This window comes from Bradyrhizobium sp. CB1015 (assembly GCF_025200925.1).
In the GTDB taxonomy this organism is placed as follows: domain Bacteria; phylum Pseudomonadota; class Alphaproteobacteria; order Rhizobiales; family Xanthobacteraceae; genus Bradyrhizobium.
In genome coordinates this window covers 6,722,484-6,748,753 of record NZ_CP104174.1, presented here as the reverse complement: position 1 = coordinate 6,748,753, position 26,270 = coordinate 6,722,484, and the positions used below count along the sequence as shown (strand labels likewise).

Annotated in this window: 26 protein-coding genes and 1 pseudogene; 13 read left to right on the top strand and 14 right to left on the bottom strand. The window is 60.2% G+C overall.

The window, feature by feature from the left end; genetic code table 11:
- Positions 1–13 precede the first annotated feature (13 nt).
- The 14 genes and pseudogenes from N2604_RS31685 to N2604_RS31615 form a co-directional block, all read right to left on the bottom strand.
- Positions 14–586, bottom strand: a complete 573-nt coding sequence (locus N2604_RS31685) for a hypothetical protein (RefSeq protein WP_409241658.1) — start codon at positions 584–586, stop codon at positions 14–16.
- A gap of 26 nt (positions 587–612) precedes the next feature.
- A pseudogene (locus tag N2604_RS31680) lies at positions 613–1,392 on the bottom strand (IS630 family transposase); the annotation flags it as partial.
- 404 nt (positions 1,393–1,796) lie between these two features.
- On the bottom strand, positions 1,797–1,943 hold the full coding sequence (locus N2604_RS31670; protein WP_260371929.1) for a DUF2474 domain-containing protein: 147 nt from the start codon (positions 1,941–1,943) through the stop codon (positions 1,797–1,799).
- Entirely contained in the window at positions 1,943–2,950 is a 1,008-nt protein-coding gene (cydB, locus tag N2604_RS31665; RefSeq protein ID WP_260371928.1) for a cytochrome d ubiquinol oxidase subunit II, read from the bottom strand. Before cydB ends, N2604_RS31670 begins: the two co-directional genes overlap by 1 nt.
- A 9-nt stretch (positions 2,951–2,959) precedes the next feature.
- Positions 2,960–4,372 carry a cytochrome ubiquinol oxidase subunit I gene (locus N2604_RS31660; RefSeq protein WP_260371927.1) on the bottom strand — a complete coding sequence of 471 codons (1,413 nt, stop codon included), beginning with the start codon at positions 4,370–4,372 and terminating at the stop codon, positions 2,960–2,962.
- A 39-nt stretch (positions 4,373–4,411) separates the two neighbouring features.
- On the bottom strand, positions 4,412–5,179 hold the full coding sequence (locus tag N2604_RS31655) for an HD domain-containing protein (RefSeq protein WP_260371926.1): 768 nt from the start codon (positions 5,177–5,179) through the stop codon (positions 4,412–4,414).
- 77 nt (positions 5,180–5,256) lie between these two features.
- Positions 5,257–5,718, bottom strand: coding sequence for a DsrE family protein (locus N2604_RS31650; RefSeq protein ID WP_260371925.1), 462 nt, complete (start codon positions 5,716–5,718; stop codon positions 5,257–5,259).
- Positions 5,719–5,765: 47 nt separating this feature from the next.
- A complete protein-coding gene (locus N2604_RS31645; protein WP_260371924.1) occupies positions 5,766–6,737 on the bottom strand; it encodes an MBL fold metallo-hydrolase in 972 nt (323 codons plus the stop codon).
- A 106-nt stretch (positions 6,738–6,843) separates the two neighbouring features.
- A complete protein-coding gene (locus N2604_RS31640; RefSeq protein ID WP_260371923.1) occupies positions 6,844–7,668 on the bottom strand; it encodes an alpha/beta fold hydrolase in 825 nt (274 codons plus the stop codon).
- 382 nt (positions 7,669–8,050) lie between these two features.
- Complete coding sequence (locus N2604_RS31635; RefSeq protein ID WP_260371922.1) at positions 8,051–8,557, bottom strand: DUF3305 domain-containing protein; 507 nt, start codon at positions 8,555–8,557, stop codon at positions 8,051–8,053.
- 122 nt (positions 8,558–8,679) lie between these two features.
- Positions 8,680–9,699: a formate dehydrogenase subunit gamma gene (locus tag N2604_RS31630; RefSeq protein ID WP_260371921.1), complete on the bottom strand. Its 1,020-nt coding sequence runs from the start codon at positions 9,697–9,699 to the stop codon at positions 8,680–8,682.
- Between the two features lie 48 nt (positions 9,700–9,747).
- Positions 9,748–10,344 carry a formate dehydrogenase FDH3 subunit beta gene (gene fdh3B, locus N2604_RS31625; RefSeq protein WP_260371920.1) on the bottom strand — a complete coding sequence of 199 codons (597 nt, stop codon included), beginning with the start codon at positions 10,342–10,344 and terminating at the stop codon, positions 9,748–9,750.
- A gap of 13 nt (positions 10,345–10,357) precedes the next feature.
- Positions 10,358–13,315, bottom strand: coding sequence for a formate dehydrogenase subunit alpha (locus tag N2604_RS31620; RefSeq protein WP_409241657.1), 2,958 nt, complete (start codon positions 13,313–13,315; stop codon positions 10,358–10,360).
- Between the two features lie 11 nt (positions 13,316–13,326).
- Complete coding sequence (locus N2604_RS31615) at positions 13,327–13,539, bottom strand: formate dehydrogenase (protein WP_260371919.1); 213 nt, start codon at positions 13,537–13,539, stop codon at positions 13,327–13,329.
- A gap of 835 nt (positions 13,540–14,374) precedes the next feature.
- Between N2604_RS31615 and N2604_RS31610 the strand changes: the two genes are divergently transcribed.
- The 13 genes from N2604_RS31610 (at position 14,375) to N2604_RS31550 (ending at position 26,269) form a co-directional block, all read left to right on the top strand.
- Positions 14,375–15,364 (top strand): NADP-dependent oxidoreductase, encoded by a 990-nt coding sequence (locus N2604_RS31610; RefSeq protein ID WP_260371918.1) that lies wholly within the window; start codon positions 14,375–14,377, stop codon positions 15,362–15,364.
- A 76-nt stretch (positions 15,365–15,440) separates the two neighbouring features.
- On the top strand, positions 15,441–16,109 hold the full coding sequence (locus N2604_RS31605) for an HD domain-containing protein (protein ID WP_260371917.1): 669 nt from the start codon (positions 15,441–15,443) through the stop codon (positions 16,107–16,109).
- The gene (locus N2604_RS31600) at positions 16,106–16,744 is read left to right on the top strand and encodes an MFS transporter (protein ID WP_260371916.1); all 639 of its coding nucleotides are present in this window, start codon (positions 16,106–16,108) and stop codon (positions 16,742–16,744) included. Before N2604_RS31605 ends, N2604_RS31600 begins: the two co-directional genes overlap by 4 nt.
- A complete protein-coding gene (locus tag N2604_RS31595) occupies positions 16,674–17,336 on the top strand; it encodes a hypothetical protein (RefSeq protein WP_260371915.1) in 663 nt (220 codons plus the stop codon). The genes N2604_RS31600 and N2604_RS31595 overlap by 71 nt, the downstream gene beginning before the upstream one ends.
- A 190-nt stretch (positions 17,337–17,526) precedes the next feature.
- Positions 17,527–17,940, top strand: coding sequence for a cupin domain-containing protein (locus N2604_RS31590; protein ID WP_260376347.1), 414 nt, complete (start codon positions 17,527–17,529; stop codon positions 17,938–17,940).
- Positions 17,941–18,132: 192 nt separating this feature from the next.
- On the top strand, positions 18,133–19,107 hold the full coding sequence (locus N2604_RS31585; protein WP_260371914.1) for a GlxA family transcriptional regulator: 975 nt from the start codon (positions 18,133–18,135) through the stop codon (positions 19,105–19,107).
- A gap of 182 nt (positions 19,108–19,289) precedes the next feature.
- Positions 19,290–19,931, top strand: coding sequence for an HD domain-containing protein (locus tag N2604_RS31580; RefSeq protein ID WP_260371913.1), 642 nt, complete (start codon positions 19,290–19,292; stop codon positions 19,929–19,931).
- 749 nt (positions 19,932–20,680) lie between these two features.
- The gene (otnK, locus tag N2604_RS31575) at positions 20,681–21,943 is read left to right on the top strand and encodes a 3-oxo-tetronate kinase (RefSeq protein WP_260371912.1); all 1,263 of its coding nucleotides are present in this window, start codon (positions 20,681–20,683) and stop codon (positions 21,941–21,943) included.
- On the top strand, positions 21,940–22,587 hold the full coding sequence (locus N2604_RS31570; RefSeq protein ID WP_260371911.1) for a class II aldolase/adducin family protein: 648 nt from the start codon (positions 21,940–21,942) through the stop codon (positions 22,585–22,587). The genes otnK and N2604_RS31570 overlap by 4 nt, the downstream gene beginning before the upstream one ends.
- Positions 22,553–23,389, top strand: a complete 837-nt coding sequence (locus N2604_RS31565; protein WP_260371910.1) for a shikimate dehydrogenase — start codon at positions 22,553–22,555, stop codon at positions 23,387–23,389. Before N2604_RS31570 ends, N2604_RS31565 begins: the two co-directional genes overlap by 35 nt.
- 104 nt (positions 23,390–23,493) lie before the next feature.
- Positions 23,494–24,603 (top strand): ABC transporter ATP-binding protein, encoded by a 1,110-nt coding sequence (locus N2604_RS31560; protein ID WP_260376346.1) that lies wholly within the window; start codon positions 23,494–23,496, stop codon positions 24,601–24,603.
- The gene (locus N2604_RS31555; RefSeq protein WP_260371909.1) at positions 24,600–25,478 is read left to right on the top strand and encodes an ABC transporter permease; all 879 of its coding nucleotides are present in this window, start codon (positions 24,600–24,602) and stop codon (positions 25,476–25,478) included. Before N2604_RS31560 ends, N2604_RS31555 begins: the two co-directional genes overlap by 4 nt.
- Positions 25,475–26,269, top strand: a complete 795-nt coding sequence (locus N2604_RS31550; protein ID WP_260371908.1) for an ABC transporter permease — start codon at positions 25,475–25,477, stop codon at positions 26,267–26,269. The genes N2604_RS31555 and N2604_RS31550 overlap by 4 nt, the downstream gene beginning before the upstream one ends.
- Position 26,270 lies beyond the last annotated feature (1 nt).

The following is a 26,270-nucleotide window of genomic DNA, read 5'->3' as shown; positions in this document are numbered from 1 at the left end:
GGCTGGCTTCAGCTCACGCTGCCTGCCGAATGCTTTCTTGCTCCTCGCCGAGATTGCTTGGCTTCGATCGGAATTTGCTCACAGCTCTTCGGCTTGCCCGATGACCAAGCCAATCGATCAGAGCTCCCTGTTCTGTGCGCAACTTACCGAGTGCGGAAAACACGACGGTACTGATAGCTTGTTGCTGGCTGCGCAGATGGTCTTCAACTAGCTTGTGCCGAGTGACATAGCCTGCATTCACTCCAGGGATTGAATGGTTCATCAGGAGCTTGGCGTCGAATTCGGAAACGCCAGCAGCGGTGGCAAGTGTCCGAAATGTTTGACGAAGGTCATTGCCCCATTTTGACAAAATATCTCGGTCCTCCTTGGTTTCCGCCAGGTGTCCGGAGGCGCTTTCGGCTGGGAATAACCATTCTTGCGCCTGAGTCGGATGCATTTGCCTGCCGAAGCGAAGCACTCGAATGAGGCTCAGGATCATTTCCCGAGACAGCGGGATGTCGAACGCTCGCTTGCTGCCTCCCTTGGGCCTAGGGGTGTGGAGCGTTCGCCGCCGAAAATTGATGTGTTCCGGCTTAGCCTGCTGCAATGCGGTTGGCCTAAAGCGCGATGGCATTAGGTTCGATAGCCTGAATTTTTGAGGTAGTTGGCGCATTCCTCTGAGGTAAAGGCATCGAGTGCGTGGCCGATTGCAGCGCAGACGGAGTCAACGGTTCGCGCGGCAGCTTTGCGGACCAAGTGCTTAAGCTTGGCAAAGACTTGTTCGATGGGGTTCAGGTCTGGCGAGTATTTTGGCAGGAAGAAGAGTTTGGCGCCGACCGAACGGATGAGCTGGCGAACCGCTTTGCTCCTGTGGCTACCGAGATTATCCAAGACGACGATGTCACCGGGCTGAAGGGTCGGCAGGAGGACCTTCTCGACATAGGTGCGGAAGCTCACGCCATCGATCGGCCCCTCGATGAACCATGGCGCATCGATCCGGTCATGGCGCAGGGCCGCCAGGAAGGTCATGGTCTTCCAGCGGCCGTGGGGAACCTTGGCGTGAAGTCTGTGCCCGCGCGGCGCCCATCCTCGCAAGGGGGCCATATCGGTCCGGGTCCAGGTCTCGTCGATGAAGACCAGCCGTTCAGCTTCGACGCGACTTTGATACTTTGCCCACTGGGCTCGCCGCCGCGCGACGTCGGGACGATCGCGTTCGCCAGCCGCCACGCTTTTTTTGAAGCTGAGCTTCTCGGCATGTACGAAGTCCCATACCGAGTGATAATCGACTTTCAGGCCGCGCCCGGCGAGCTCAGCAACGAGACCGCGGATGGTGAAATCGCCGTCCTTGATCCGCTGCGGAGCGCGGCTGCAGCCTTCGTCAGGCCATCCTCGATCACGCTTCGCACCATGGCCTCTCGACCTTTTGGCGTCAGAGGCGCATTCTTATGGGTGTCCATTCGGTCCTCCGGGGATTGGCTAAAGCTTCGACAACTTCAGCTTCCTCGTTCCGGACCGGATGGACAACCTCCTGAAAGCTCACAGCTAGAGCGTCAACGGTCGAAGTCTGACCGATGACCTCGGCCAAGCTGGTCAGCTTTTCAAAGACGGTGCTGTAGCGAACGATCGTCCCATCGCGATGTCGAACAGAGCGCCGTTGCGGTCCGATAAGTATCGAAGCTGAACGCGATACGGATGCGACCCTCCGTTTGAGAACGGTAAGGCGCTAGTTCATCTGGAGCGATGAGCCCGGTTGAGCCTGGCGGAATGCATCAAACAAGTCACGGTAATTGGTCATAGAGAAACTCAGGGAAACCGCATCATGTGGTCATTCCAGCAAAACTCAACAGCATGCGGAAAATCGTTGCAACAGTCGTGAGCGCGAGAACACTCCCTGTCCATAGCAAGACCAGCCAACTGACTCGGCGCACCCATAGCCTACGAAATACGGGAAAGTCGGCGCGCATCAGTGATAGCCCTCGCCGGTTCTCACCTTGCCTCGGAATACATAGTAGGACCAAGCAGTGTAGGTGAGGATGATCGGGATGACGAACAAAGCGCCGACGAGCGTGAACCCCATGGTTTGCGGTGGTGCCGCCGCGTCCCAGATCGAGATTCCGGGCGGAATGATGTTGGGCCAGAGGCTAATTGCGAGACCCGTATAGCCGAGAAACAGCAACAGAAGCGCGAGAAGGAAGGGTGCGGCATTGCTGTCGCGACTGAGCGTTCTAAGGATGGCTCCGGTTGCCAGCACTACGAGCGCCGGCACCGGAGCGAAGAAGAATAGATTAGGTAGCGAGAACCACCGGGCAGCGACTTCGGCATGTGCGTAAGGAGTCCAGAGACTGACAATGACAATTGCTAACAGAAGGCTGATCGTCACCGGCCGGCTGACTTCACGCATGCGATCCTGTAGCGCCCCCTCTGTCTTCATCACCAGCCAAGTCGCGCCCAATAGCGCATATGCAACCAGCAGGCCAAGGCCCGTGAACAGGCTGAACGGCGTAAGCCAGTCGAACAGACCACCTGCGTAGGCTCCATCCTTGATCTCGAAGCCGTTGATGAAGGCTCCGAGCGCGACGCCCTGTGAAAATGTAGCGATGTAGGAACCCCAGGCGAAGGCCTTATCCCAAAAGGGCCGGTGGGTTTCGTTCGACTTGAATCGAAACTCGAAGGCGACGCCTCGCCAGATGAGACCTGCGAGCATCAGCAGAATTGGGAGATAGAGAGCGCTCAGGATCACCGAATAAGCGAGCGGGAACGCTGCGAGCAGCGCAGCTCCACCGAGCGCCAGCCAGGTCTCGTTGCCGTCCCAGACAGGCGCGACGGAGTTCACCATTGTGTCTCGGTCCTCGCGCTCGCGCACAAACGGAAAGAGAATGCCGATCCCGAGGTCAAACCCATCCATGATGACGTACATCATCAGTCCGAATGCGACGATGATGGCCCAGAGCAGGGGAAGGTCGATGCCCATGGTCTCGCCTCATTGTTGGATTGTTGGCTCGATGTTATCGGGCGCGGCCGACAGCGGCCGGGCGGGGCGCTCTGCTTGGCCAATCGCGCGCTCTGCCTCTTTGCCTTGCGTCGGTCCTTTGGCGACCATCTTAAGCATGTAGCTGATCCCCGTGCCGAAGACGGCAGAATACATCACGATGAATACGATCAATGTCGTCGATAGCGCGAGCGCCGAATGGTTCGTGACCGCGTGGTCGGTCCGCATGACGCCGTAGACCACCCAAGGCTGCCGGCCGATCTCCGTCGTCAGCCAACCTGCAAGGAGGGCGATCAGACCGCTGGGACCCATGAGGGTGGTGAAGCGCAGAAATGGCCTCGAGACGAAGAGCGCATTGTGAGCGCGCAGCCATAGGCTCCACAGGCCGAGGAACAGCATCAGGAAGCCCAGGCCCACCATCACCCGAAACGTCCAGAATACGATGGCTGAGTTCGGGCGGTCCCCAGGCGCGAACTGTTTCAGGCCAGGGATTTGACCGTGCAGGCTGTGGGTAAGGATCAAGCTGCCGAGATAAGGTATCTGGACCGCTGCGCGGGTGGTCTCCGCCTTCATGTCCGGCAGGCCAAAGATGATCAGCGGGACACCTTCGCCGGGCGTGTTCTCCCAGTGCCCCTCCACTGCGGCAATCTTCGCGGGCTGGTACTCGAGGGTGTTGAGACCGTGCTGGTCACCAGCTGCGATCTGGATGGGCGCCACGAGCAGCACCATCCACATCGCCATCGACATCATGGTTCGCACGGCCGGCGTTGCGCGCCCGCGCAGCAGGTGCCAGGCCCCAGCGGCACCGACGAATAGAGCCGTCGCCAGATAGGCCGCAATGGTCATATGCACAAGTCTGTAGGGGAAGGATGGGTTGAAGATGACCTTCGGCCAGTCGACAGGCACGATGCGGCCGTCGATGATCTCGAAGCCCTGCGGCGTTTGCATCCAGCTATTCGACGCGAGAATCCAGGTTGCCGAGATGAGCGTTCCGGTGGCGACCATGACGGTCGCAAAAAAATGGAGACCAGGCCCGACCTTGTTCCAGCCGAACAACATGACCCCCAAGAACCCCGCCTCAAGGAAGAAGGCGGTCAGCACCTCATAGGTCAGCAGCGGCCCCGTAATGCTGCCAGCGAAGGCCGAGAAGTAGCTCCAGTTCGTGCCGAATTGATAGGCCATAACGAGACCGGAGACGACGCCCATCGCGAAGTTGACCGCGAAGATCTTGGACCAAAACTCATAGAGATCGCGATAAACTTCATCCATCTTCCAGAGCCAAAGACCTTCCAGGACCGCCAAGTAGCTGGCGAGGCCAATGGTGATTGCAGGGAAGATGATGTGGAACGACACCGTAAACCCGAACTGGATGCGGGCGAGTTCAAGCGCGGTTAGTCCGAACATGCCGCTTCCTCCAGCAGATCAGCCGGCACATGGCGTCGGTTATCGTCCGGTGGTCCAGCGCGACTTCCGCATCAGATTGCTGAAGTCTCTCCGTCGGAAACCAGGGTCCTTGTAGGCCATTACATCGGCCAAACCGGTGCCTTGGGTAGTCTCAGGACGGTGCTTGAGGCTGTCGTAAAGGGTCTGCAGGAAGCCTTCTGCGAATTGTGGCGGTCGCGGGTAGGCCGCCTCGATAGCGCTCCGCTGCTCCGCAGTGAAGTCGTCAAAGCCGGCGCCGACAAGGTCCATGTTTGCTGCTTCGGCAAGCAGTGCTGCGGTCGGCTCCATGTGTGGTGAAATTCCATTTGTCGTATGTAGGGCGATCGCAAGCCAGACCCTCTGGCCATCAGCTTCCGAAATGCCGTGACTCCGCAAAAACTCACGTGCGGCGTTCGCGCCATCGACTTCGTAGCGCAGGTGACTTTCTCCATAACCCGCCGTCAGGCCATAATCATGGAACATGGCCGCTACGTAAAGAAGTTCCGGGTCAAAGGTCAAACCCTTGCGCTTTCCCGCCAAGGCAGCCCAATAGTAAACGCGCATAGAGTGCTGAAATAGCAAGTCGGTTTCGGTATCGCGAATGACTTGAGCTGCGTCGCGCGCCAATTTGCTGTCGGGAATTCTTACCCCCAAAATGTCGTCGACGGCGTTCGGAACCGCTTTAGCGACGTTAGGCGTGACCGTTTCGGCGTGAACGTTTGGTGCCAAGGAGGATCCGGCGACGACCAACGTGAGGGCGAACCAGGTGAGAGTGGTACGAACATTCATGGCGTTCCCCTTCTGTAGCCGGAGATGCCGCGTATTGGGCCATAACGGTTTACCTGTTCGAGTCGAAAAGACGCGCCTCAGATCGCTAACAACACGCCCTTGCCTTCATTCCCCTTCACGAATCCTTGCTGAACGAGCTGCGTCGTCCTCGCCATGGCATCCGTGTTGACTTTGATGCCGGGGAGCAGATCGGCATTGCCCCAGTTGTGCGCCTTCGCGGTCGCTCCGCACAGCTCGATACGCACACTGCGCCTCATCAGGTCTGCCACAAGCTCCTTGTAGGGATTGCCGGTCGCGATGTTTCGATCGGCGTTGTAGGCGACGTCGTGCAGCGTGACGTGGCCGGCGTTTGTATGAAAGACGGCGATAACCTCCGATTCGGCGTTCGAGTCGGCGATGTCGTTGGTGATGAGCTGTAGGTGGAAAATGGAAGCCGGCAGATCGCCTTCGAACGTTAGCGCGCCGATGCTGTACACTGTCCTCACGTCCTTGAGCGTCACCGCAATATCGATGTGAAGCGGCTTCTCGGAGGCAGACATATCAGTGCTCCTTTCACTAGAAGAACGGGTGATGATCCGGGAGGACGTCAGACGCCCTCGTAAACCAGTCGTGTGAAAAACGCCGGCGTGATAAGGAATTGGCCCCACTTTGCATCGAACGCCGCGGTCGGCTTGGCGGCAATCGTGTCATCGAGCGAGCGGCCCTGCTGCTTGAGCTTGCCGATATTGTCTCGGATTGCGACAAGCATGTCGCGATAGGCCGAAAGCTCAGCTTTGTTGCTGACCGGGTTGCCGTGCCCCGGGATGACGATCGTCTTGTCGGTTACGGCAACAACATTCGCCTCGGCCGCCTTGATCATTCCGTCGATGTTTCCGCCGGTTGAATAGTCGATGAACGGATAGATGCCGTTCCAGTAGGTGTCGCCGCAATGAAGAATGTCCGCTTCGGGGATCGTCACCGATAGGTCGCTATCGGTGTGCGCAGGACCGTAATATTTGAGGAGAAGCGTAGACCGGTTGAGCTTCAGAGCTTTCTCGGACGAGACGATTTCGGTCGGAACGGCCGATAGCGGAGAAGACGGGAAGTTGAAATCCCAGTCCTCAACTCTCTGGGCGACCAGCAGATGCTTGTGGGTGTTCTCATGGGCGATGATGGCTGCCCCTTCCGCATTCAGCCATTGATTGCCGTCCGTGTGATCGAAGTGCCAGTGTGTGTTGATGAGGTGCGAAACCGGGTCGCGGCTCAGCCCATTCGCAGCCTCTAGGATGCGCGGACGGGATGCGGTGATGCCGGCATCAATGAACACCTTGCCGTCGGCGCCTGTCATGACAGCGATATTGCCGCCAGACCCCTCGAGGATGCTGACATTGTCGCGCAGCTTATGGACTTTGATGGCTGCTTGGGCGGCGTCGTCACGGATGAGGTTCACGATATTGCGCGCTTCTGCGAAAGCCTGTCGCGGCGAGAGCCAGCCGCCGGTTGCCGCGACTGTGGTCGCCGCCATGCAGCACAGGCAGAACCCTCGTCGCGACATGATATGTTCGTTGATGGTCGCCATCGGTCTCTCCTATATGTCCGCAAAGGTCCTGGCGCCGCGCGTGCAGTTTGCCATGTGAACGATGATCATGGCCTGCCGCCGGCCGCGGCCGACGGCCCGCGATCCGCTAACTCTTAACGAACGCCAAGAGGTCCGCGTTGATAGTCTCGGCCTCTGTCGTCGGCATGCCATGCGGAAATCCCTTGTAGGTCCTTAGCGTACCGTTTGTCAGAAGCTTTGCGGACAGCGGCGCGGAATCAGCATACGGCACGATCTGGTCATCGTCGCCGTGCATCACCAGCACCGGCACACTGATCTTCTTCAGGTCCTCAGTGAAGTCGGTTTGCGAGAACGCGACGATGCCGTCGTAATGCGCCTTTGCTCCACCCATCATACCCTGACGCCACCAGTTCAGGATCACGGGCTGGGACGGCTTCCTGTCGGGCCGATTGAAGCCATAGAAGGGCCCCGACGCAATGTCGAAGTAGAACTGCGACCGGTTGGCAGCCAATTGTCGCTGCAAATCGTCGAACACAGCCTTCGGCAGCCCAGCCTGATTGCTCGGCGTCTGTACCATCAAGGGCGGCACGGCGGAAAGGATCGCGGCCTTGGCCACGCGGCTTTCGCCATGCCGAGCGATGTAGTGCACGACCTCGCCGCCGCCGGTGGAATGTCCGACATGGACGGCATTCTTCAGATCGAGATGCTCGGTCACCGCCGCGAGATCGTCGGCATAATGATCCATGTCGTGTCCGGCCCCACCCTGGCTCGAGCGCCCATGGCCGCGGCGGTCATGCGCGATGACGCGAAAGCCGCGGTTGAGGAAGAACAGCATCTGTGTGTCCCAGTCGTCGGCCGACAACGGCCAACCATGGCTGAAGACGATGGGCTGCCCCGAACCCCAGTCTTTGTAGAATATCTCTGTACCGTCTTTGGTGGTGATCGTGGGCATCGCGAACCTCCTTCGTCGCAGAGCTGCGTGGACCGAGCCAAGAACAGAACTAAAGGCTCGGCAGGTGCTTCGGTGCAGTATAGTATTCGTGCAAAGCTCTCGCCGTTTGCTAGTTAGCTGTTGTTAGAGTTCGTTAGAGTGCGGCAGCACTTCGATAGGACAGTACGATTTCTCAAATTCCAACTTCTTACGGAGCTTCTCGATAAACTTCCTTAGGGCGTTCGCTCTACTCCTCGATGATCCGGCGCGCTTCCACCGCAGGCCTTTCGTCGGGGAGTTTCCGTTCCCCGCGTAAACTGTCGGGCTTAATGCCCCGGGGCGCGAAACTGCTTCAGCCGCGCGGTCAGCGAGGCACTTTCGCTGTTGGTCATTTATTGCTCTTTCAGCCGCGTTCATGGTGACCGCGCATCATTGGATCGACACGGTCTCGTTGCCGTTTGTTAAAGGGGCGCTCGACGTGATGTTCGAGGATAAAATTGCGTGTGGCCTCGATAATCTCAGCCGGCATCGACACCGTCTCGACCAGATTGTTGCCAGCGTCAGTGAGAGCCTCACCCTCTGAAGGATTGGCTGTTACCGTCAGAATATCGAACGCCGGAGCCGCAGATTCGGCCGCAACCCGCCGCAAGACGACCCACAGCATCGGCGACCCCGAAGCAAGATTCTGAAGATAGTTCTCCGTGTCGGTTCGATGCAATTCGATCGGAGCCGCGCCAGCATAGAATAGGGTCGTTTCATCTTTCTCACCGATCCGCGTCCAAGGCGCGGCTGACGGGTTTCCAACAAGCACGGAAACTGGCCGCCAAAGGAAATCGAGCCACAGGCTCTTTGCCTTACGACGCTCAATCACCACACCAACAATAATTTGTACGCTGACTGGCGAACACACACGCCATCTCCGATGGGTTGAAGTGCTCCTGAACTTGCCGTCTTCCTGAAGCGACTGCGTTCACGCTCCCCTCGCTTTGGCCATGCCGGACGCAGCAGACCGCCGATGTGTCGTAAGTATGCTCATTCCGCCGGAGTTGCTGATGTTTTCCTGGATTGATCGGCGTGACGTTTCTTGGCCAGCTCATCCTTAAGCCAGAGATCGTGATGTTCTTCCGCCCAGTTAAGATCGACCTCGCCCGTCCCCATGGCTTCGAATGCCCCCTCCGTTCCGAGCGTGCCGATGTAGATGTGCGCAATGATCACCGCGACGAAGAGGACTGCGATCACACTGTGGACAATCAGGGCGAGTTGCATTCCCACGATGTTCGTCACATAAAACGGAAACAGAAGAAGAGCGCCTGAAACAGTAACGGCCGCTCCAGCGCCGAAGGCGGTCCAGAACACCAGCTTCTCGCCCGCGTTGAAGCGGCCCGCCGGCGCGTGTTTCGACTTGATAAAGCCGCCACCTTGCCGGACCCAGTCGACATCGACGTTCCGGGGAATGTTGTCCTTGATCCAGAGCGCGACGATCAGGACGAGGCCGATCACGAACGATGCGCTGACGTAGTTGTGGACGTATTTAGCGATTTGCGACACGCTGCTGAACGCTTCAGGTCCGATCACCGGCAGAAGAGTGATGCGTCCGAACGTGATGTTCAGCCCGGTTAAGGCGAGGATGACGAAGGATACCGCTGTCAGCCAGTGCGCGAAGCGCTCGAAAGAATTGAAGCGCAAAATCTTCTGCCCAGAACGTCCGGCGGAGATCCGTAGCCGCCCAATGACGAAGTGGAAGGCTGCGATCACCGCGATCATGCCGAGAATTGCGAGGGCGCCGATCCACCGCAGCGTGACTTGGTGGAAATAGTCCCATGCCCTGCCGGCCGGCTGAATGAGTACGCGCGCGCGCTCGATCGGCTGGGCGATGTTGCCCTCGATGCGTGGTGATTGCTGAAGCAACTGCTGCTCAGTCATCGTGCTCGCAGTTGGATTGGGTGCGCCGTCCGGGCCAAGTGTCTGCGCGAGCGCGGGAGTTAGTGCGATCATCATCAGGATCGCAAACGCAATCAGGATGAAGGAACGAAAGCGAGAAGGAGTTATCATGCTCATTCTCCCGCAGTTCGCCGGTGCCCGTAGCGCCCTTGAGGTGCCTCAGACATCAACGCCCTCGTGGTAGGCTGTCTTCCAGCCCCATGCGCCCGAGCCGTAGCCACGCTTCATCACGCGCTCCTTGTAGATCTCGGCGATGATCGCGCCATCGCCTGCAAGCAGCGATTTGGTCGAGCACATTTCGGCACAGAGCGGCAGCTTGCCTTCGGCAAGACGATTAGAACCGTATTTCGCATACTCAGCTGGCGTGTTGTCGGCTTCCGGGCCGCCTGCGCAGTAGGTGCATTTGTCCATCTTGCCGCGGGAGCCGAAGTTTCCGACCTTTGGATACTGTGGTGCGCCGAACGGGCACGCGTAGAAGCAATATCCGCAACCAATGCAGAGGTCCTTCGAGTGAAGAACGATGCTGTCTGCCGTAGTGTAGAAGCACGACACCGGGCAAACTGCCGCACAGGGTGCATCCGTGCAGTGCATGCAGGCCATTGACACGGAGCGCTCGCCGGGCTTGCCGTCGTTAATGGTGACGACACGGCGGCGATTGATACCCCAAGGTACCTCGTGTTCGTTCTTGCAGGCCGTCACGCACGCATTGCACTCGATACAACGGTCGGCGTCACAAAGAAATTTGACGCGAGGCATCGATATCGTCCTCTCATGCCGCTTTAATCTGACAGAGCGTGGCCTTGGGTTCCTGCATGCCCGTCGCGGGGTCATAGCCATAGGTCGTAAGCGTGTTAACGCTTTCCCCGAGCACGATGGGATCGTTTCCCTTGGGGTACTTGCTGCGCAGATCAGTGCCTTCGTACCAGCCGGCAAAGTGGTAGGGCATCCACGCGACCCCTTTTCCGACACGTTCGGTCACCACTGCCTTCACCCGCGTTTTGGAATTGCTTTCAGCGCCCGTGACCCAAACCCATCCACCATCCTTGATGCCGCGCTCAGATGCGTCCGCCGGATTGATCTCGACGTACATGTCCTGCTTCAATTCGGCGAGCCACCTGTTGGAGCGCGTTTCTTCGCCACCGCCTTCGTATTCGACAAGCCGGCCGGAACTCAGGATCAGCGGAAACTGCTTGATGATGCCTCTGTCGACGGCGGACTTCTGAACGGAAAAGCCGATGTTCGGAACGCGGAATTGCTGCGCGTCCGGCCGTGTTGGATACTTGCCGAACAGATCCGGCCGTGACGTGAAAATGACTTCGCGGTGTACCGGGATGGGATCCGGCAAATTCCAGGCGTTCATACGCGCCTTGCCGTTGCCGCAAGGATTGCAGCCATGCTCAATCGCCACGCGCTGGATGCCGCCGGAAAGGTCGGTCGACCAGGCCACGACATCGGGATTGGCTGCGTTTACTCGCTGGATGATTTCCATTTCCGCGGGGGCGAGGTCTTTGTCCCAGCCAAGCTTCTTGAGGACGCCAAGCGTGAACTCAGGATATCCATCCTTGATTTCCGAGCCGACCGAGTAGGAGCCATCGGAGAGCAAATTGTCATGCTCCTCCTTTTCCACCTCTTGCCCGTTTTCCATGACCTTGCGCTTAACCACGCGCTCGATGCCGAAACGCGCGCGGAACGTACCGCCACCGTCCTTTACGCTTAAATTGGTATTGTAAAGTATCGCACTGCCGGGATGCCTGAACTCAGGCGTCCCCCAGCATGGCCAAGGTAACCCGTAATAGTCCCCACCAACTTCTGGATCGTCCTTTGGTGCCCGCAGGGTCACCAGATCGAATTTCGCCTGGTTCTTCATGTGGGCTTTCAGTCGCTCGGGCGACTGTCCGCAATATCCGGTCGACCAACCACCGCGATTGATCTCGCGCAGAATGTCTTCGGCAGATACGGCGCCGTTCTCCACCTTGATGTTCTTGAACATGCGATCAGCGAAACCAAACTTCTTCGCGAGCATGTACATCACGTCGTAGTCATTCTTCGATTCGAAGATTGGCGTTACGATTTGTTCGCCCCACTGGAGGGAGCGGTTGGACGCTGTGCGCGAGCCGTCCATCTCGAAGCTTGTGCACGCTGGCAGCAAATATGTGCCGTTCTTCCGCCCCGAGAGCACCGACCAAGCCGTTGGGTATGGATCGCACACGACCAGAAGATCGAGCTTCTCCATTCCGCGCGTTGCTTCCGGCATTCTGGTGATCGTGTTGACGCCATGTCCCATCACGAACATCGCGCGCAACGTGTCCGGCTGGCTGACCACATCCGTCGGCAGCAGCGTGGCATCGAACCAGCGTGTGCTTGGAATTCCGGGAGTTTCCATCAGCGTTCTGTTCGCGAAGCGGGCGCGCATCCAGTCGATGTCGACCTCCCATACGCGGCACCAATGCTGCCACGCCTCTTCCGAAAGGCCGTAGTAAAGAGGAAGCGTCGTCACATCGAGGCCGAGATCGGTAGCACCCTGCACATTGGTGTGACCGCGGAAAATGTTGGCGCCGCCGCCGGAATAGCCGACGTTGCCGGTAGCGAGCAGTAGGATGCAACTTGCCCGCACGTTCGCTGTTCCAGTGGCGAATTGCGTCTGGCCCATCGCCCAGATGAGTGTCGCCGGCTTCTCGTTCGCAAAGGTCTCGGCGATGTGCTTGACTTGGTCTTCTGGTAAGCCGGTGACGCGTTCAACTTCGTCAGGAGTCCATTTCGCGACTTCCTTGCGGATATCGTCTATGCCGTGAACGCGCTGGCGGATAAATGCCTTATCCTCCCAGCCATTCTCGAAAATGTGCCAGAGCATTCCATAGATGGTTGCGATGTGAACTCCGGGTCGTACGCGGACATATTCAGTCGCGTGCGCCGCGGTTCGCGTCATCCGTGGATCTACGACGATGACATTTGCGCGGTTCAGCTCCTTGCCTTCAAGAATATGCTGCAGCGAAACCGGATGGGCCTCGGCTGGATTGCCGCCCATGAACAGGATGGTCTTGGAGTTGCGGATGTCGTTGTAGCTGTTGGTCATCGCACCATAGCCCCAGGTATTGGCGACCCCGGTGACTGTGGTGGAGTGACAGATGCGTGCCTGGTGATCGGAATTGTTCGTTCCCCAGAAGGCCGCGAGTTTGCGGTTAAGGTAGGCCGCTTCGTTCGTGAACTTGGCCGAGCCGAGCCAGTACACCGAATCCGGACCAGCCTTCTGGCGAATCTCCAAAAGCTTGTCGCCGATCTCTTCGATAGCCTTATTCCAGGAGAGCCGTTGCCATCGGCCGTCGACGAGCTTTTGCGGGTAACGCAAGCGGCGATCGCTCAACACGTCGTCTCGCACCGCTGCTCCTTTGCAGCAATGTGAGCCGCGATTGATCGGGCTGTCGTAGTCCGGCTCCTGGCCGATCCACACGCCATTCGCGACCTTGGCGATCACCGAACAGCCGACCGAACAATGCGTGCAAACATTCTTCCGGGTTGTGACGGCCGCCCTCGGAGGCGGCGGCGGGCCTGCCTCAGCCTGACGAAGGCCGCCCAGCGGCAGATCGCCAATCGCGGCCAAACTGCCCGCGACGACGCCTGAGCGGCGCAGGAACGAACGACGGTCAAGTCCCTTGTCTGACGACTGCTTTGCCAGCCCGAAAGCAATTCTCCCTTGGTGCGGTTGACGGTCTGATCTTCTTATCAGCACGGGGGCCTCCCTCAACGCTTAGGGTAGCGGTTCACCCGATAGAAATTCTGAACCTCCGCCGAGTCTGCCTGAAATCGCGCCTTGCGTTTCTCGGCGTCGGTTTCCGTGTCGGCCGCGGTGGTGTCGACTTTCAAAGCACTTGCTGCAGTTGTCGAGATGAAGCCCATCATTCCGGTGCGCAGCAGCGGCCGGCGTCCAATTGCCCCTCTGTGTTGTTCGCTCATCGAAACTCTCCTTCGTCGGCGGACGCGATGGTCAACGCGACTCGAACGGAGTTTGCGGTAAGATGGGCACGCTTTTGTTTGGTGTGAGGATCGCCGGTAGAATATCGAAGCTCGGGGATACCTCCCCGTTAGAAGTAAATCTAATTTGTGGGGCGAATTAAGGCGCTTTTCCGTATTTGTTCAGGTGGTGTCCAAAAGATTTGAGCGCCTCTAGTGGCTTTCGCTGGTCGAGCTTCTCGCTGATTGTACACTCTATTGCATTCCAATCCGTCATCTCCGCTGTCGTAAAAGAGTGTCAATCGACCCAGTTTGGCTGGCGCGGCTTCGGATTTCCATCGGAGGTCATGGAGGATGGTCGGTCCCAAGCATCAAGTTCACGCCAGGGGCTTTCGCAGCGCAGACCGCTAACGGCATTGATGGCTCCTCATCCGATCGCCGCGCGCTTCGATGCCGCACGTATGATGCTGGAAAAAAAGGGACTGGCGGCTGAAGCCCGCAGCTTTCGATCGCGCCTTCGGATCGCGACCGGATGAGATGAGCGCCCTTGGCTTTACCCTTGTCCAAGATCGCGAGCAGCTTCGGCAGGGTGGAATCGGAATAGGTCGAGAATCATCTGAGGACGCTTCTACTGCCGTGAAGGCTCCGCCCGTCGTTGTCAGGAAACGACGTACGGCTGTCTTGATCCGCAGGATCGTGTTCGTTGTCCGGGGCACGACTGGTTGCGATATACGGATAAGCGAGGCCTCGCCTTCGGATTGGCCGGCGAAGGCACCTTCGGCGCAACCCGACGAACGGTCGTCGGCAATGATGACGAGCTGAGCGCAAGGAGAATGTGATGACCCCCAGCAGCATCGTTTCTCAAGTTGGTGAAGAGCGAACTCATTCAACAATGATGGCCTGGCGCGTGCACGAGTTTGGGCCGCCACAGGTCATGAAGTTCGAGCCCGTGCCACGACCCAAGCCCGGTCCTGGCGAGGTCCTGGTCAAAGTTGAAGCCGTTGGGGTCGGGCCATGGGATGGCTGGATCAGGGCCGGGAAGAGCGCCTTGCCGCAACCGCTCCCCCTCACTCTGGGCTCGGATCTGTCCGGTGAAATCGTCGCCATGGGCCCCGGAGTCTCCGAACGACGTGTGGGAGATCAGGTTTATGGTGTTACGAATCCGCAGTTTGTCGGGGCCTACGCCGAGTACGCTCTCGCTTCCGCGGGCATGGTCTCGAACAAGCCAAGCTCGCTGACCCACGTTGAAGCCGCCTCCGTTCCTGTCGTTGCCGTCACCGCATGGCAGGCGTTGTTTGATCACGCCGAGCTCAAAGCAGGTCAAACGGTGGTTATTCACGGGGCGGCCGGTAACGTTGGCTCCTATGCGGTTCAACTGGCCCGTCACGCGGGTGTGCAAACCATCGCAACCGTATCGACGGGCGATATTTCCGTCGTGCGCAACCTCGGCGCAAACACGGTGATCGACTACCGGACCCAGCGCTTTGAGAAAGAAGTACGGGACGCGGACGCTGTGATTGATCTGGTCGGCGGTGAAACCCAAGACCGCTCATTCCAGGTCCTTCGTCGCGGCGGCAAGCTGATCTCGGCAGTGTCCCGCCCGGATCAGGATCTTGCAAAGCGCTACGGTGTTGAAGCCGCCTTCTTTTTGGTCAACGTCACGAGCCAATATCTGACGGACATCGGTCGCTTGATCGATGATGGAAAACTGCGAACAAACGTGGGGGTAGTCTTACCCCTCGCGGAGGCGCGCGAGGCTCATTTGATGCTGGAACGCGTGCGGCCTCAGCCGAAAGGAAAGATCGTGCTCGACGTCGGAGCGAGTTGATCAACTGAATTTTGGTAGTTGCGCTCGCGCGCAACGCGCAGCCGAGCTCCACAGTAACTCTTGAAAGGACGCAACGATGACAACCCCAGCTCTCGCCCATGCTCTCGTCATTCCCGATTCCTTACTCGCGAAAGAGGCGACAGACATCCTGCGCGAACATTCCACCGACCTGCTCTTTAATCACTCGATCCGCGTCTACCTGTTCGCGGCTGAGCAGGGCCGTCAGAGGAACCTGCGCTTCGACCGTGAGCTCCTTTACGTCGCTGCCGCATTTCACGATCTCGGCCTGATCAAGAAGTTCTCGAGTCCAGACGAGCGCTTCGAGGTCGATGGCGCAAATGCCGCACGGCAGTTTCTTAGCACTCACAACATCGCTGAAGATCAGGTGCAGACCGTCTGGGAAGCTATTGCGCTGCATACCACCCCCGGCATCCCGAAGCATATGGGCGCTGAAGTGGCGCTCCTCAACTCCGGTGTGCTTCTCGACGTTATCGGAGTGGGGTTCGAGCAGTTCCCAGCGGAGCTGCGCGAGGAAATTGTCGCCAAATACCCGCGCACAAATTTCAAAGAAGGCTTCATTCAGGAGTACTTCGCCGGCTTTGCGCACAAGCCCGAGACGACGTATGGCACCGTCAACGCCGCCGTGTGCGAACGTTTCATCCCAGGCTTCAAGAGCCCCAACGCCTGCGACTTGATCGCTGCTTCGCCCTTTCCGGATTCGCCAGCCCAAGGCTCAAGATTATGACATTGGCCTTTCCTGTGCGCCGGGAACTGAAGCCTGATCGCGCGCAAGCTGCCGCCGCCGACTCGCTGGCCTCTCTCATTTGGCTGACGCTCGGCGCTTTTGCCATCGGCAGCGAGGGGTTCATGATCGCCGGACTGCTCCCGGCCCTGGCGCGAGATCTGAACGTCGGTTTGCCCGCCGCCGGTCATCTGGTCACCGCGTTCTCTCTCGCTTATGCCATCAGCGCGCCGGTCATGGCCGTTTTGACGGCCGGGCTGGAACGGCGTCGCCTGCTGATCGTCGCCATGGCCGGCTTCGCCCTGGGCAATCTGCTCGCCGCGCTGGCGTCAGGCTATGCAGCGCTGTTGGCCGCGCGGCTGCTGTTGGCTCTGTCCGCAGCAAGCTTCATGCCGGCGGCCAGTGGATATGCCGCCGCACTGGGCGGTCCGGAGCGGCGTGGCCGCGCCTTGTCCGCTGTCACCACCGGGTTGACCCTGGCCATCATCGGCGGCGTGCCGCTGGGCGTACTGGTGGGGCAGGGGGTTCGGCTGGCGCGCCACCTTCTTCGGTGTCGCGGGGCTGGCGGTGTTCTCGCTCTTTGGGATTCTCACCCGGCTGCCGTGCCAGCGACCTGGCGTCACGGCCGGCCTGGGTGAGCGTCTGGCGCTGGCCAAGCGTCGCGATATCCTGGGCGTGCTGGTGACCAACGTGCTGACCGTCGCCGGCACCTTTACGGTCTACACTTATCTCGGTGTCTTCATAGCCAGCGTCGCGGGCCTTGGCTCGCAGGCGCTGGCGCCGGTCCTGCTGGGCTTTGGCCTGGCCGGCGCGGTCGGCACCCAGCTCAGCGGCAGCGCGGCGGACCGTTGGGGCGCGCGCATGATCGTGATCGTTGCCGGTTGGCTTGCCCTGGTGGCTTATCTTGCGTTCTCGCTCAGCGCGGCACTCGGGCCGGCGCGGGCAATGCCGGTCCTGCTGCCAGCCATCCTGATTTGGGGGTTGGCCAGCTGGGGGCTCATAACGGCGCAGCAAGCGCGGCTAGTGGGGTTGGCTCCGGCACTGGCGCCGATCAGTCTCTCGATGAATTCCTCGGCGATCTACCTCGGCAGCGCGATGGGTGCCGCAGCGGGAGCTGTGGTCGTTGCCAATGGGGCGATGGAGCGGCTCGGCTGGGCGGCTGCGGGATTCGATCTGGCCGCGCTGTTATCGGTGCTGCTCAGCGGCGGCAGCACATCAGGCCGAAGCTGATGGCGACGGCGATGGCTTCACATCGGAAGCGTCACCATCACTCATCAGCTCGGCCCTGCATCTTAGTGCCAACTAGTTTGCGCGAGCTCGTTAGAAGAGGAGTGCGATCATGTCGATCAGTGGATTTTCCTATCGGATTGGCGCGCTGTCAAACCGTCGAGATATGACAGCAAAACTAGTGAGGAGAGCAATGCGAGCGGCCTTCGTGCCGCTGATAGCGTTAGCGATCGCCTTGGGAGCTTCACCCGCGATCGCGCAGGAGCGGGAGGAGGTGAAAGTCGCGTTCGAGCACGCACTCCCGAATGTCGAAGGAAAGAAAATAGTTGCTGTGACGGTGAACTATCCTCCCGGAGGCAAATCGCTGGCTCATCACCACGCAGCCTCGGCATTTATCTACGCCTATGTGTTATCCGGGGCCATCCGCAGCCAAGTCGGCAATGACCCCGCCAAGGTCTATCACGCCGGCGAAGGGTTTTACGAAATGCCCGGCTCACATCACACCATCAGCGAGAACGCCAGCGACAAGGAGCCCGCCAGCTTACTGGCAGTCTTCGTCGTCGATTCCAAGGACGGGCCTTTGACGAGGCCAGACAAGGGGCCGTGATCACGAAAATTGCGCGACGAGCTCGCCCGTGGCCATGATGCTCAATTGAGGAGCTGCAGGGGCTACTGGTTGGCGGCTGCGCCAGCGAGCCAACCGGTAGACCTTTCGTCGTCGCCTCGCTGGTCGCGCCAAGCCTTTTGCAGTCTCCGGAACTAGTTGCATAATGGGGCGCTAGACTGGAGAGGCAAAGAGGTGCCGGTACAAGCTGTCGCAATCGTCGTCTGTGAGGGGGTCCAGGCGCTAGACGTGGCGGGGCCGATGGATGTGTTCAGTGAGGCGAACGCGTTTCTCGGCAGCGCGGACCGCTATGAAACGGTATTGGTTGCTGCTCACCGCAATCCGCTGCGCGCCTCGAACGGCATACGCATGGTGGCCGACCTGACCTTCGATGAGGCGGCGGGCGGTTTCGACATCGTTCTGGTGGCCGGCACTCCGACGCCACCGGAAGCGGCGCCCGAACCGTGCCTGCTTCGGTGGGTCAAGGAGCTGCCGTGGCGCTCCAGCGTTTATGGGTCGATCTGCACCGGGGCATTCGTCCTTGGCTATGCCGGCCTCCTTGACGATCGGCGAGTTACGACCCATTGGCAGGATGCACAGGCGCTGGCGGCAAGGTTTCCGCAGGCAAAAGTCGAACCGGATCTGATCTATGTCCGCGATGGACGGTTGATCACCGCGGCTGGTGTGACTGCGGGGATAGATTTGGGTTTGGCGCTCGTCGGGCAGCGGCACGGCGCGGAAACGGCGCTCAAGGTCGCCAAGCGGCTGGTTGTCGTTGCCCAGCGCCAGGGCGGACAATCGCAGTTCAGTCCCTATCTCACGGCACCTGCCGATCCGGAATCGCCAATCGCACGCATCCAGGACCATGTCATGGCCAATATTGGGGATCGCCACACGTTGGAGTCGCTTGCCGCTGTGGCCGGCATGAGCCCCCGGAATCTGGCTCGGCATTTCGGGCAGGTGACCGGGACCACACCGCACGAATTCATCGAGCGCGCCCGTATTGATGCCGCGCGCATGATGCTGGAAGCAAGCGACCGACCGCTGAAGGCCATTGCCTTCGATTGCGGCTTCGGATCTGCGGATCGGATGAGGATTGTCTTCAGCACCCGTCTCGGCGTGACCCCTATCCAATATCGCGCCAGCTTCCGGCGAGCAGAACCGGAATAGTTCGCGAGCTATCCGAGGACCAAACTGCGGGCTCCTACTGACCTGAAGCTCCGAGCGGCCCTTTGTCAGGAAACGACGTGCGGCTGTCCTGATCCGTAGCATCCCGCTTGTTGTCCGGAGCAGAGCTCTGTTGCCTAATCCCGACAAGCAACCAGCCCGTTATCCAACCGAGGAGATGCTCCATGTCCGAAATCATCGCCGGCATTCGCGTGCCTGACAGCGCCATCGCGCGCGCAGCCACGCAGCTCGTGCGCGATACCGAAGACGACCTGCTCTACAACCATAGTCGCCGTGTCTTCCTGTGGGGCGCGCTCACGGGCGACCGCCGCGGCCTGAAATACGACCCGGAGCTGCTTTACCTCGGCGCCATGTTCCACGACATGGGCCTCACCGAGAAATATTCGAGCCCCGATCTGCGCTTCGAGGTCGACGGCGCCAATGCCGCCCGCAAATTCATGAAAAGCTACGGCGTGCCCGAGCGTGACATCGAGGATGTCTGGACTGCCATCGCGCTCCACACCACGCCCGGAATCCCCGAGCATATGCGCCCGACCATCGCGCTGGTGACCGCCGGTGTGGAGATGGACGTGCTCGGCATCGCCTATCACGACTTCACGCATGAACAGCGCGACCATGTCCGCGTTCATCATCCGCGCGAGCCGAATTTCAAGGAAAACATCATCGATCACTTCGCTAACGGAATTATCAAGAAGCCGCTGACGACGTTCGGAAACGTGAAGGCCGACGTTCTGTCGCTGAAGGACATGAACTATGTCCGTCAGAACTTCTGCTCAATCATCCTTGGCTCAGCTTGGCCGAACTGACCCCTTGTTGCCGCGAACCAGAGAGGCTGCATGAGGATGCAGGGCTTGGCGGGGCCTTGGGGTCTGCTTTGCTTGGAGCGCTAGAGAACATGCAGGTTCCCAACACTACCATTGTCACGAAGCGGCCGGTTTCGTCTTAGCCTATGTTTTTCCCGTCAATGAAAACGGCAGGACAAAGCGGAGTCTTTCCGTCGCTGGCCCAGCTGGGAAGTGGCTCAAGCTTGTGGAGCCCTCACATCGGCTCCGAGCCTTGCATCCGACTACGTAGGTGCTTGCAGCGCCGCCTCTAGTTCTGAGACGATGTCGTGGAGGAGACCGAGCGCGAGGGGATTGGTCACGTCGCGCTCCATCAGGCGGTAGCGCATGATCTGATCTTCGAGCTGTTGATTTGCAAATATACGTTGATCGCCATTTCGCCCTCCAGCCCATGGAGCGTTATCATGGGGAACTAGTAGGCTGGCGGTCCGCCTTGGCGTTGTTAGCGCCCCCAAGCGTCGCCTGGAGAGGAGGCGGGACGCCGAGGCCGCAGCGCGCCGCTTGCCCAGCGCACCGAAGCTGGCCTGACACTGGAGTCGCCTTGTTTCACGGAGCCGCGGCCGCAGCTGCAAATGCCGCATTAGTGAATTGCGAAAACCGCATTTGCGGATGTTCTTCCCCGGCCTTGCCAATATTTGATATATCATGTATCAATATCCGTAGATGTCTACACGAGATCTGCGGGACGCATGACGAAGCCCATCTTCGGAGTGGTGGCGGACGATCTGACGGGCGGCATGGAAACGGCCGCGATGCTGGTCGCTGCCGGCATCGAATGCGGATTTGTCACCGACCCCGATCTCGTCGGCAGCTGCGGCGATGTGCCGGCCATCGTGGTCGCGCAGAAGACGCGGGTGATCCCCGCAAGCGAAGCCGTCGGCATGACGGCGAAGGCGGCACGGGCGCTGCTTGCGCGGGACGCGAGGCAGATCTTCTTCAAATATTGTGCGACGTTCGATTCCACCGACCAAGGGAATATCGGCCCGGTCTCCGACCTGCTGATGCAGCTGACCGGCGCCGAATACACCGCCTTTTGCCCGGCTTCTCCCGCCCTTCGAAGGACCGTCTATAACGGTCATCTGTTTCTCGGCACCGAGTTGATCTCGGATTCGCCGAAACGCAATGATCCGCTGACACCGATGACCGATCCCGATCTCGTCAGGGTTCTGCAGCGCCAGACGCGGACCAGGGTCGGCCTTCTGGCGCATTCGCGCATCAACGCCGGCGCGGACTCGGCCGGTCGCGCGATCGCGGAAGCGGCGGCTCGGGATATCCGCTACTTCATTGCGGACACGATCTACGATCGGGATCTCGATACGCTTGCCGCGCTCACCTGCGATTGGAAGCTGATGACGGGCAATGCGACGATCGTACAGCACTATCCGGACATCTGGAGGGCGCGGGGGCTCATCCCCACGGCCAGCAGGCCACCCGGTTTGCGCGCGGTTGGCGGCGGCGGCGTCGTTCTCGCCGGGAGTTGCGCTGAGCGGACGTTGGAGCAAGTCGCTGAATTCGAGAAGAGCCATCCCTTGCTTCGCATCAATCTTCTGAACGCTGAAGATGTGGCGGCGACGGTTGGCGACACGCTCGATTGGGCGCGGCCGCGGCTGCGGAATGGTCCTGTCGGCTTCGCCACTTCGGGCCCGCCCGAGGCCGTCAAAATGGCTCAGGAGCGATACGGTCGTGAAGGCGCGGCGCAACTCGCCGAAACCATCCTTGGTCGGCTTGCTGTCTCCCTTCGCAGTGTCGGCGTGCGGCGCTTCGTGGTGGCCGGTGGCGAGACCTCTGGTGCGATCGTCGAGCACCTCGGCATTCGACGTTTGCGGGTCGGTCCCTATGGTGGACCCGGCATCGGTACCGCGATGACCGAAGACGAGGATCCGGTGGCCATTTGTCTGAAGTCCGGCAAGCTGGGCCCTGTCGACCTGTTCGCGACGACGCTGGAAGCGATGTTGAATCCGGAGGCAGTCAATTGAACGAACGCGAACTTAGGCAATCCGTGCTGGACACCGTGGCGCGCCTCGAAGCCAAGGGGTTCAATCACGGCAGCAGCGGAAATGTCAGCGCTCGCATCGGAGAAGATATTCTCATCACGCCGACCGGCGGCAATAGCGGCAACACGACGATCGACGGTCTCGTCCGTTTGAAGCGCGACGGAACGGTGGTTGGAGACGGCTTGCCCTCCAGTGAATGGCACATGCATCTGGCGATCTTGAACGCCTATCCGCATGTGAACGCGGTGGTGCACACCCATGCCGACTGCTGCGTCGCGCTGTCCTGCCTCGCAAAGCCAATTCCGGCATTCCACTACATGGTCGCCAGTTTTGGTGGAAACGATGTGCCGTGCGCGCCCTACGCCACGTTCGGCACCAGGGCTCTCGCCGAAGGCGCCGTCGCCGCGCTGAAACAGCGCAAGGTCTGTCTGCTCGCGAACCACGGGATGATTGCCGTCGGCAAAGGGCTGCAGGCGGCCTTCGACCTAGCCGTGAAGCTCGAAACCCTTGCCCGGCAGTATCTGCTCGCCTGTCAGGCCGGCGCACCCGCGATCCTTGCCGATGACGAAATGGCGCGGGTGGTCGAGCGCTATGGCAGTTACGGCCGCGCCGCTCTGCCGGCCTGAGAAGGACAGCTCCATGGAGATCACCGGCAAGACCAAGATCATGTTTGTGCTCGCCGACCCGGTCGATCATGTGCGGGCGAGTGCGGTCATGAATGCCTATTTCGGATCGATCGGCGACGATTTGGCGGTGTCGCCGATCCATGTCCTGCCCGGCGATCTCGGCCAGGTCGTCGCAAGCATCAGGCTCATGCGCAACGTCTTCGGCTTCGGCGTCACGATCCCGCATAAGACCTGCGTGATCGAGCATCTCGATGAGATCACGCCGACGGCGCGACTGATTGGTGCGGTCAACTTCGTCAAGCGGACGGCGGAAGGGCGCCTCGTTGGCGACAATCTGGATGCGAGGGGATTCATCGCCAGCCTCGCTCAGCACGACGTTGCGGTTCGCGGTCGGAAGGTGCTCCAGGTCGGTGCAGGTGGCGCGGGACGTGCAACTGCATTCGGCCTGGCGGAGGCCGGCGCGCGCGAACTCACGATCATGAACCGGGATGAGGAGAAAGCTCGTGCGCTTGCGGCTGCCGTGGCTGCGCATTATCCCGCCACGAAGGTCAGCGCCGGCCGAGCCGAGGCGCGCGCGTTCGATCTCATCGTCAATGCGACGTCGCTCGGCATGAAGCCGGATGATCCGCTTCCGTTGGACATCGAAGGTGTCGGTCCCGGCGCCACCGTCAGCGACATCATCGTCAATCCAGCAGTGACCCGGCTTCTTGCAAGGGCGGCTGCGCAGGGCGCAAAGGTCATCGGCGGAAAGCCTATGCTTGATGCGCAGATGGCCCTTGTCGCGGGGTTCATCGCGCGATAGCCTGATATATCAAATATTATATCGACCGTGCCGGCGGCTTTGGATTGGGTGCAAGAGCCGCCCGCATCGAGGGCAAGACGGAAGGGAAGCGAGGCTCCGTGAATATTGCATCGGCCAGGCAATCGGCGTCGGGCGCATCGATCCGCATCAGTGGCTTGGAGAAGCGCTTCGGTGCCGTGTCCGCCGTCGATGGCGTCGATATCGATATTGCTGCCGGTGAGTTTATCGCCCTGCTTGGACCCAGCGGCTCCGGAAAGACCACGATCCTGATGAGCGTCGCAGGATTCGAATTTCCGACCAGCGGCACCATTCACGTCGATTCCGAAGACCTGACCTTTGTCCCGTCGAACAGGCGCAATCTGGGAATGGTGTTCCAGAATTACACGCTGTTCCCGCACATGTCGATTCTCGACAATGTCGCCTTTCCCTTGAAGATGCGCGGTCTCCGGACGGCTGAACGTCATGCGCGCGCCGAAGCTGCGCTCGCGACCGTGCGTCTGGCAGGCTATGGCCACCGACGTCCGAATGAGCTTTCCGGCGGTCAGCAGCAGCGTGTGGCGCTTGCGCGTGCGATCGTCTATCAGCCGCGCGTCCTCCTGATGGATGAGCCGCTCAGTGCGCTCGACAAAAATCTCCGCGAAGACATGCAGCTCGAGATCAAGCGATTGCACGCCGAGCTTGGCATCACCGTCATCTTCGTCACCCACGACCAGAGCGAGGCGCTGACCATGGCCGACCGGATCGCCGTCCTGAGGGATGGCAAGATCCAGCAGATCGGGCCGGCGCGCCAGCTTTACGAAAGGCCCGCGAACCTCTTTACCGCCGGCTTCATCGGCGAGATGAATTTCGTCGACGTCGCCGTCCAAAGCGTCGGCGACGACATCTCTGTGACGCTGCCCTGGGGTGAAACATGGCGCCTGCCGGCCACGGCGGCCGTTGAGCCGGTTGCAGCCGGCGACGCAGCGGTGCTGGCCGTGAGGCCCGAGCGGCTGCAACTCGGCGCCAGTCCCGCCGGGCAAGTCATCACTGTGACGCTGAGCGACATCGTCTATGCCGGGGCAGCCCTGCTCCTGATCGGACGTCTGCCTGACGGCACCGAGATGCGCGCGCGAATCCCTGGCGCCTCGCAGCTCAGCTCCTTGGCCCCGAGTGACGTTGCGTCCTTCACTATCCCTGCGGAGGCGATGCTGCTCTACCGGGGAAAGCGGCAATGACGGAGGCGGGGCGATCGCATTTCTGGCATTCCGACGGCCGCCGACTGAGCGGCCTGTCGACGCTGCTCCTGCTGCTGCCGTTCTTCGCCATCATCGCCTTCGTCTTCGTCTATCCGATCCTGCAGCTCCTGGTGATCAGCATCCTCGAGCCGCATCCGACCTTGGACAACTACGCGCGCGTCGTCGAAAATCCGGTTCACATGCGCGTCCTGATGCGCACGCTCTGGACCGCAACGCTGGTGACCGCCTTGTCCGTGGTCCTCGGCTTCCCGGTCGCCTATTACATGAGCCGGGCGAAGGGGACGGTCGCCGCCCTTGTCGCAGTCTGCGTCATCCTGCCGCTCTGGTCGAGCGTCCTGGTGCGCACCGCCGCCTGGTCGTTCCTGTTCCAGCGCAACGGGCTGATCAATTCGGCCTTGATGGCTCTCGGCCTGACCTCGCAGCCGTTCAAGCTGCTTTATACCCAGAGTGCCGTGGTCATCGCCATGACCCACGTGCTTTTGCCGTTCATGATCCTGCCGATCTACGGCGCATTGCGCAGCATTCCGAACGACTATGGGCGTGCGGCCGCCGTGCTCGGCGCAACGCGCCTGCGGACCTTTCTGGAGGTCATCCTGCCCTTGAGCCTGCCGGGCGTCGTCTCCGGTTCGCTGCTCGTGTTCCTCACGGCGATCGGCTTCTTCATCACGCCCGCGCTGCTTGGCTCGCCGCAGGAGATGATGATCTCGACGCTCGTCTCAAAGCAGATCCGTGAGGTCCTCGATTGGCCGTTCGCTGCGGCGCTGGTCGGAGTGCTGACCGTATTCGTGACGTTGCTGGCGATCCTCTTCAGCAAGACGCTCCGTTTCGACCGGCTGATGGGGAATGCCTCATGAAACCGCCGACCGACCGCGGATCGCTCGCGCTGGGGGCCTATGTCTATGCCGTGCTGGCCTTCATCATCGTGCCGTTGGTCATCGTCATTCCAATGTCGTTCAGCCAGAACGACTATCTGGCATTTCCGCCGTCCGGCTTCACGCTGAAATGGTACGCGGAATATTTTGACAGCAGGCAATGGCGTGCAGCCACCTGGCTCAGCGTGCAGGTAGCCTTGCTGACCGCCCTTTTTTCGTCGGTCATCGGCACGGCCGCGACCTATGCAATGATCCGCGGCCGCAGCCGGTTGGTCACCGCTTTCCAGGTCCTCCTGATCGGGCCGATCATTGTGCCACATATCGCGCTCGCTGTCGGCCTCTATCTGTTTTTTCAGACGATCGGTCTCTCCGGGACCATTCCCGGCTTCGTGCTGGCGCATACGGTGCTCACCTTGCCGTTCGTCGTTTTCACGATGGCCGCCGCCTTGGGAAAGGTCGATGCCAATCTGGAGGCGGCTGCCATGAGCTGCGGCGCGACACGGTTCCAGGCCTTCCGCCTGGTCACGCTGCCACTCGTCCTGCCGAGTCTCGCCAGCAGTGCGCTGTTCGCCTTCATCATCTCCTTCGACGAGCCGGTGGTGTCGTTCTTTCTGTCCGGTGTGCGCCAGAAGACCCTGCCGCGCCGAATGTTCGAGGATATCGAGCAGAACCTGACGCCGGTGATTCCCGCGATCGCGACACTGCTGATCGTCTTGTCCGTTTTGATTCTGCTGGGGGCCCATGTCCTCCGATCCCGCAGCGTCACCCGATAGC

What these genes read in the sequence shown, in the direction of transcription:
- N2604_RS31670 (WP_260371929.1), bottom strand. Translation starts at nt 1,943, where the DNA reads ATGCGCGCCGACTTTCCCGTATTTCGTAGGCTATGGGTGCGCCGAGTC.
- cydB (WP_260371928.1), bottom strand. Translation starts at nt 2,950, where the DNA reads ATGGGCATCGACCTTCCCCTGCTCTGGGCCATCATCGTCGCATTCGGA.
- N2604_RS31660 (WP_260371927.1), bottom strand. Translation starts at nt 4,372, where the DNA reads ATGTTCGGACTAACCGCGCTTGAACTCGCCCGCATCCAGTTCGGGTTT.
- N2604_RS31655 (WP_260371926.1), bottom strand. Translation starts at nt 5,179, where the DNA reads ATGAATGTTCGTACCACTCTCACCTGGTTCGCCCTCACGTTGGTCGTC.
- N2604_RS31650 (WP_260371925.1), bottom strand. Translation starts at nt 5,718, where the DNA reads ATGTCTGCCTCCGAGAAGCCGCTTCACATCGATATTGCGGTGACGCTC.
- N2604_RS31645 (WP_260371924.1), bottom strand. Translation starts at nt 6,737, where the DNA reads ATGGCGACCATCAACGAACATATCATGTCGCGACGAGGGTTCTGCCTG.
- N2604_RS31640 (WP_260371923.1), bottom strand. Translation starts at nt 7,668, where the DNA reads ATGCCCACGATCACCACCAAAGACGGTACAGAGATATTCTACAAAGAC.
- N2604_RS31630 (WP_260371921.1), bottom strand. Translation starts at nt 9,699, where the DNA reads ATGATAACTCCTTCTCGCTTTCGTTCCTTCATCCTGATTGCGTTTGCG.
- fdh3B (WP_260371920.1), bottom strand. Translation starts at nt 10,344, where the DNA reads ATGCCTCGCGTCAAATTTCTTTGTGACGCCGACCGTTGTATCGAGTGC.
- N2604_RS31615 (WP_260371919.1), bottom strand. Translation starts at nt 13,539, where the DNA reads ATGAGCGAACAACACAGAGGGGCAATTGGACGCCGGCCGCTGCTGCGC.
- N2604_RS31610 (WP_260371918.1), top strand. Translation starts at nt 14,375, where the DNA reads ATGACCCCCAGCAGCATCGTTTCTCAAGTTGGTGAAGAGCGAACTCAT.
- N2604_RS31605 (WP_260371917.1), top strand. Translation starts at nt 15,441, where the DNA reads ATGACAACCCCAGCTCTCGCCCATGCTCTCGTCATTCCCGATTCCTTA.
- N2604_RS31600 (WP_260371916.1), top strand. Translation starts at nt 16,106, where the DNA reads ATGACATTGGCCTTTCCTGTGCGCCGGGAACTGAAGCCTGATCGCGCG.
- N2604_RS31590 (WP_260376347.1), top strand. Translation starts at nt 17,527, where the DNA reads ATGCGAGCGGCCTTCGTGCCGCTGATAGCGTTAGCGATCGCCTTGGGA.
- N2604_RS31580 (WP_260371913.1), top strand. Translation starts at nt 19,290, where the DNA reads ATGTCCGAAATCATCGCCGGCATTCGCGTGCCTGACAGCGCCATCGCG.
- N2604_RS31565 (WP_260371910.1), top strand. Translation starts at nt 22,553, where the DNA reads ATGGCAGTTACGGCCGCGCCGCTCTGCCGGCCTGAGAAGGACAGCTCC.
- N2604_RS31555 (WP_260371909.1), top strand. Translation starts at nt 24,600, where the DNA reads ATGACGGAGGCGGGGCGATCGCATTTCTGGCATTCCGACGGCCGCCGA.
- N2604_RS31550 (WP_260371908.1), top strand. Translation starts at nt 25,475, where the DNA reads ATGAAACCGCCGACCGACCGCGGATCGCTCGCGCTGGGGGCCTATGTC.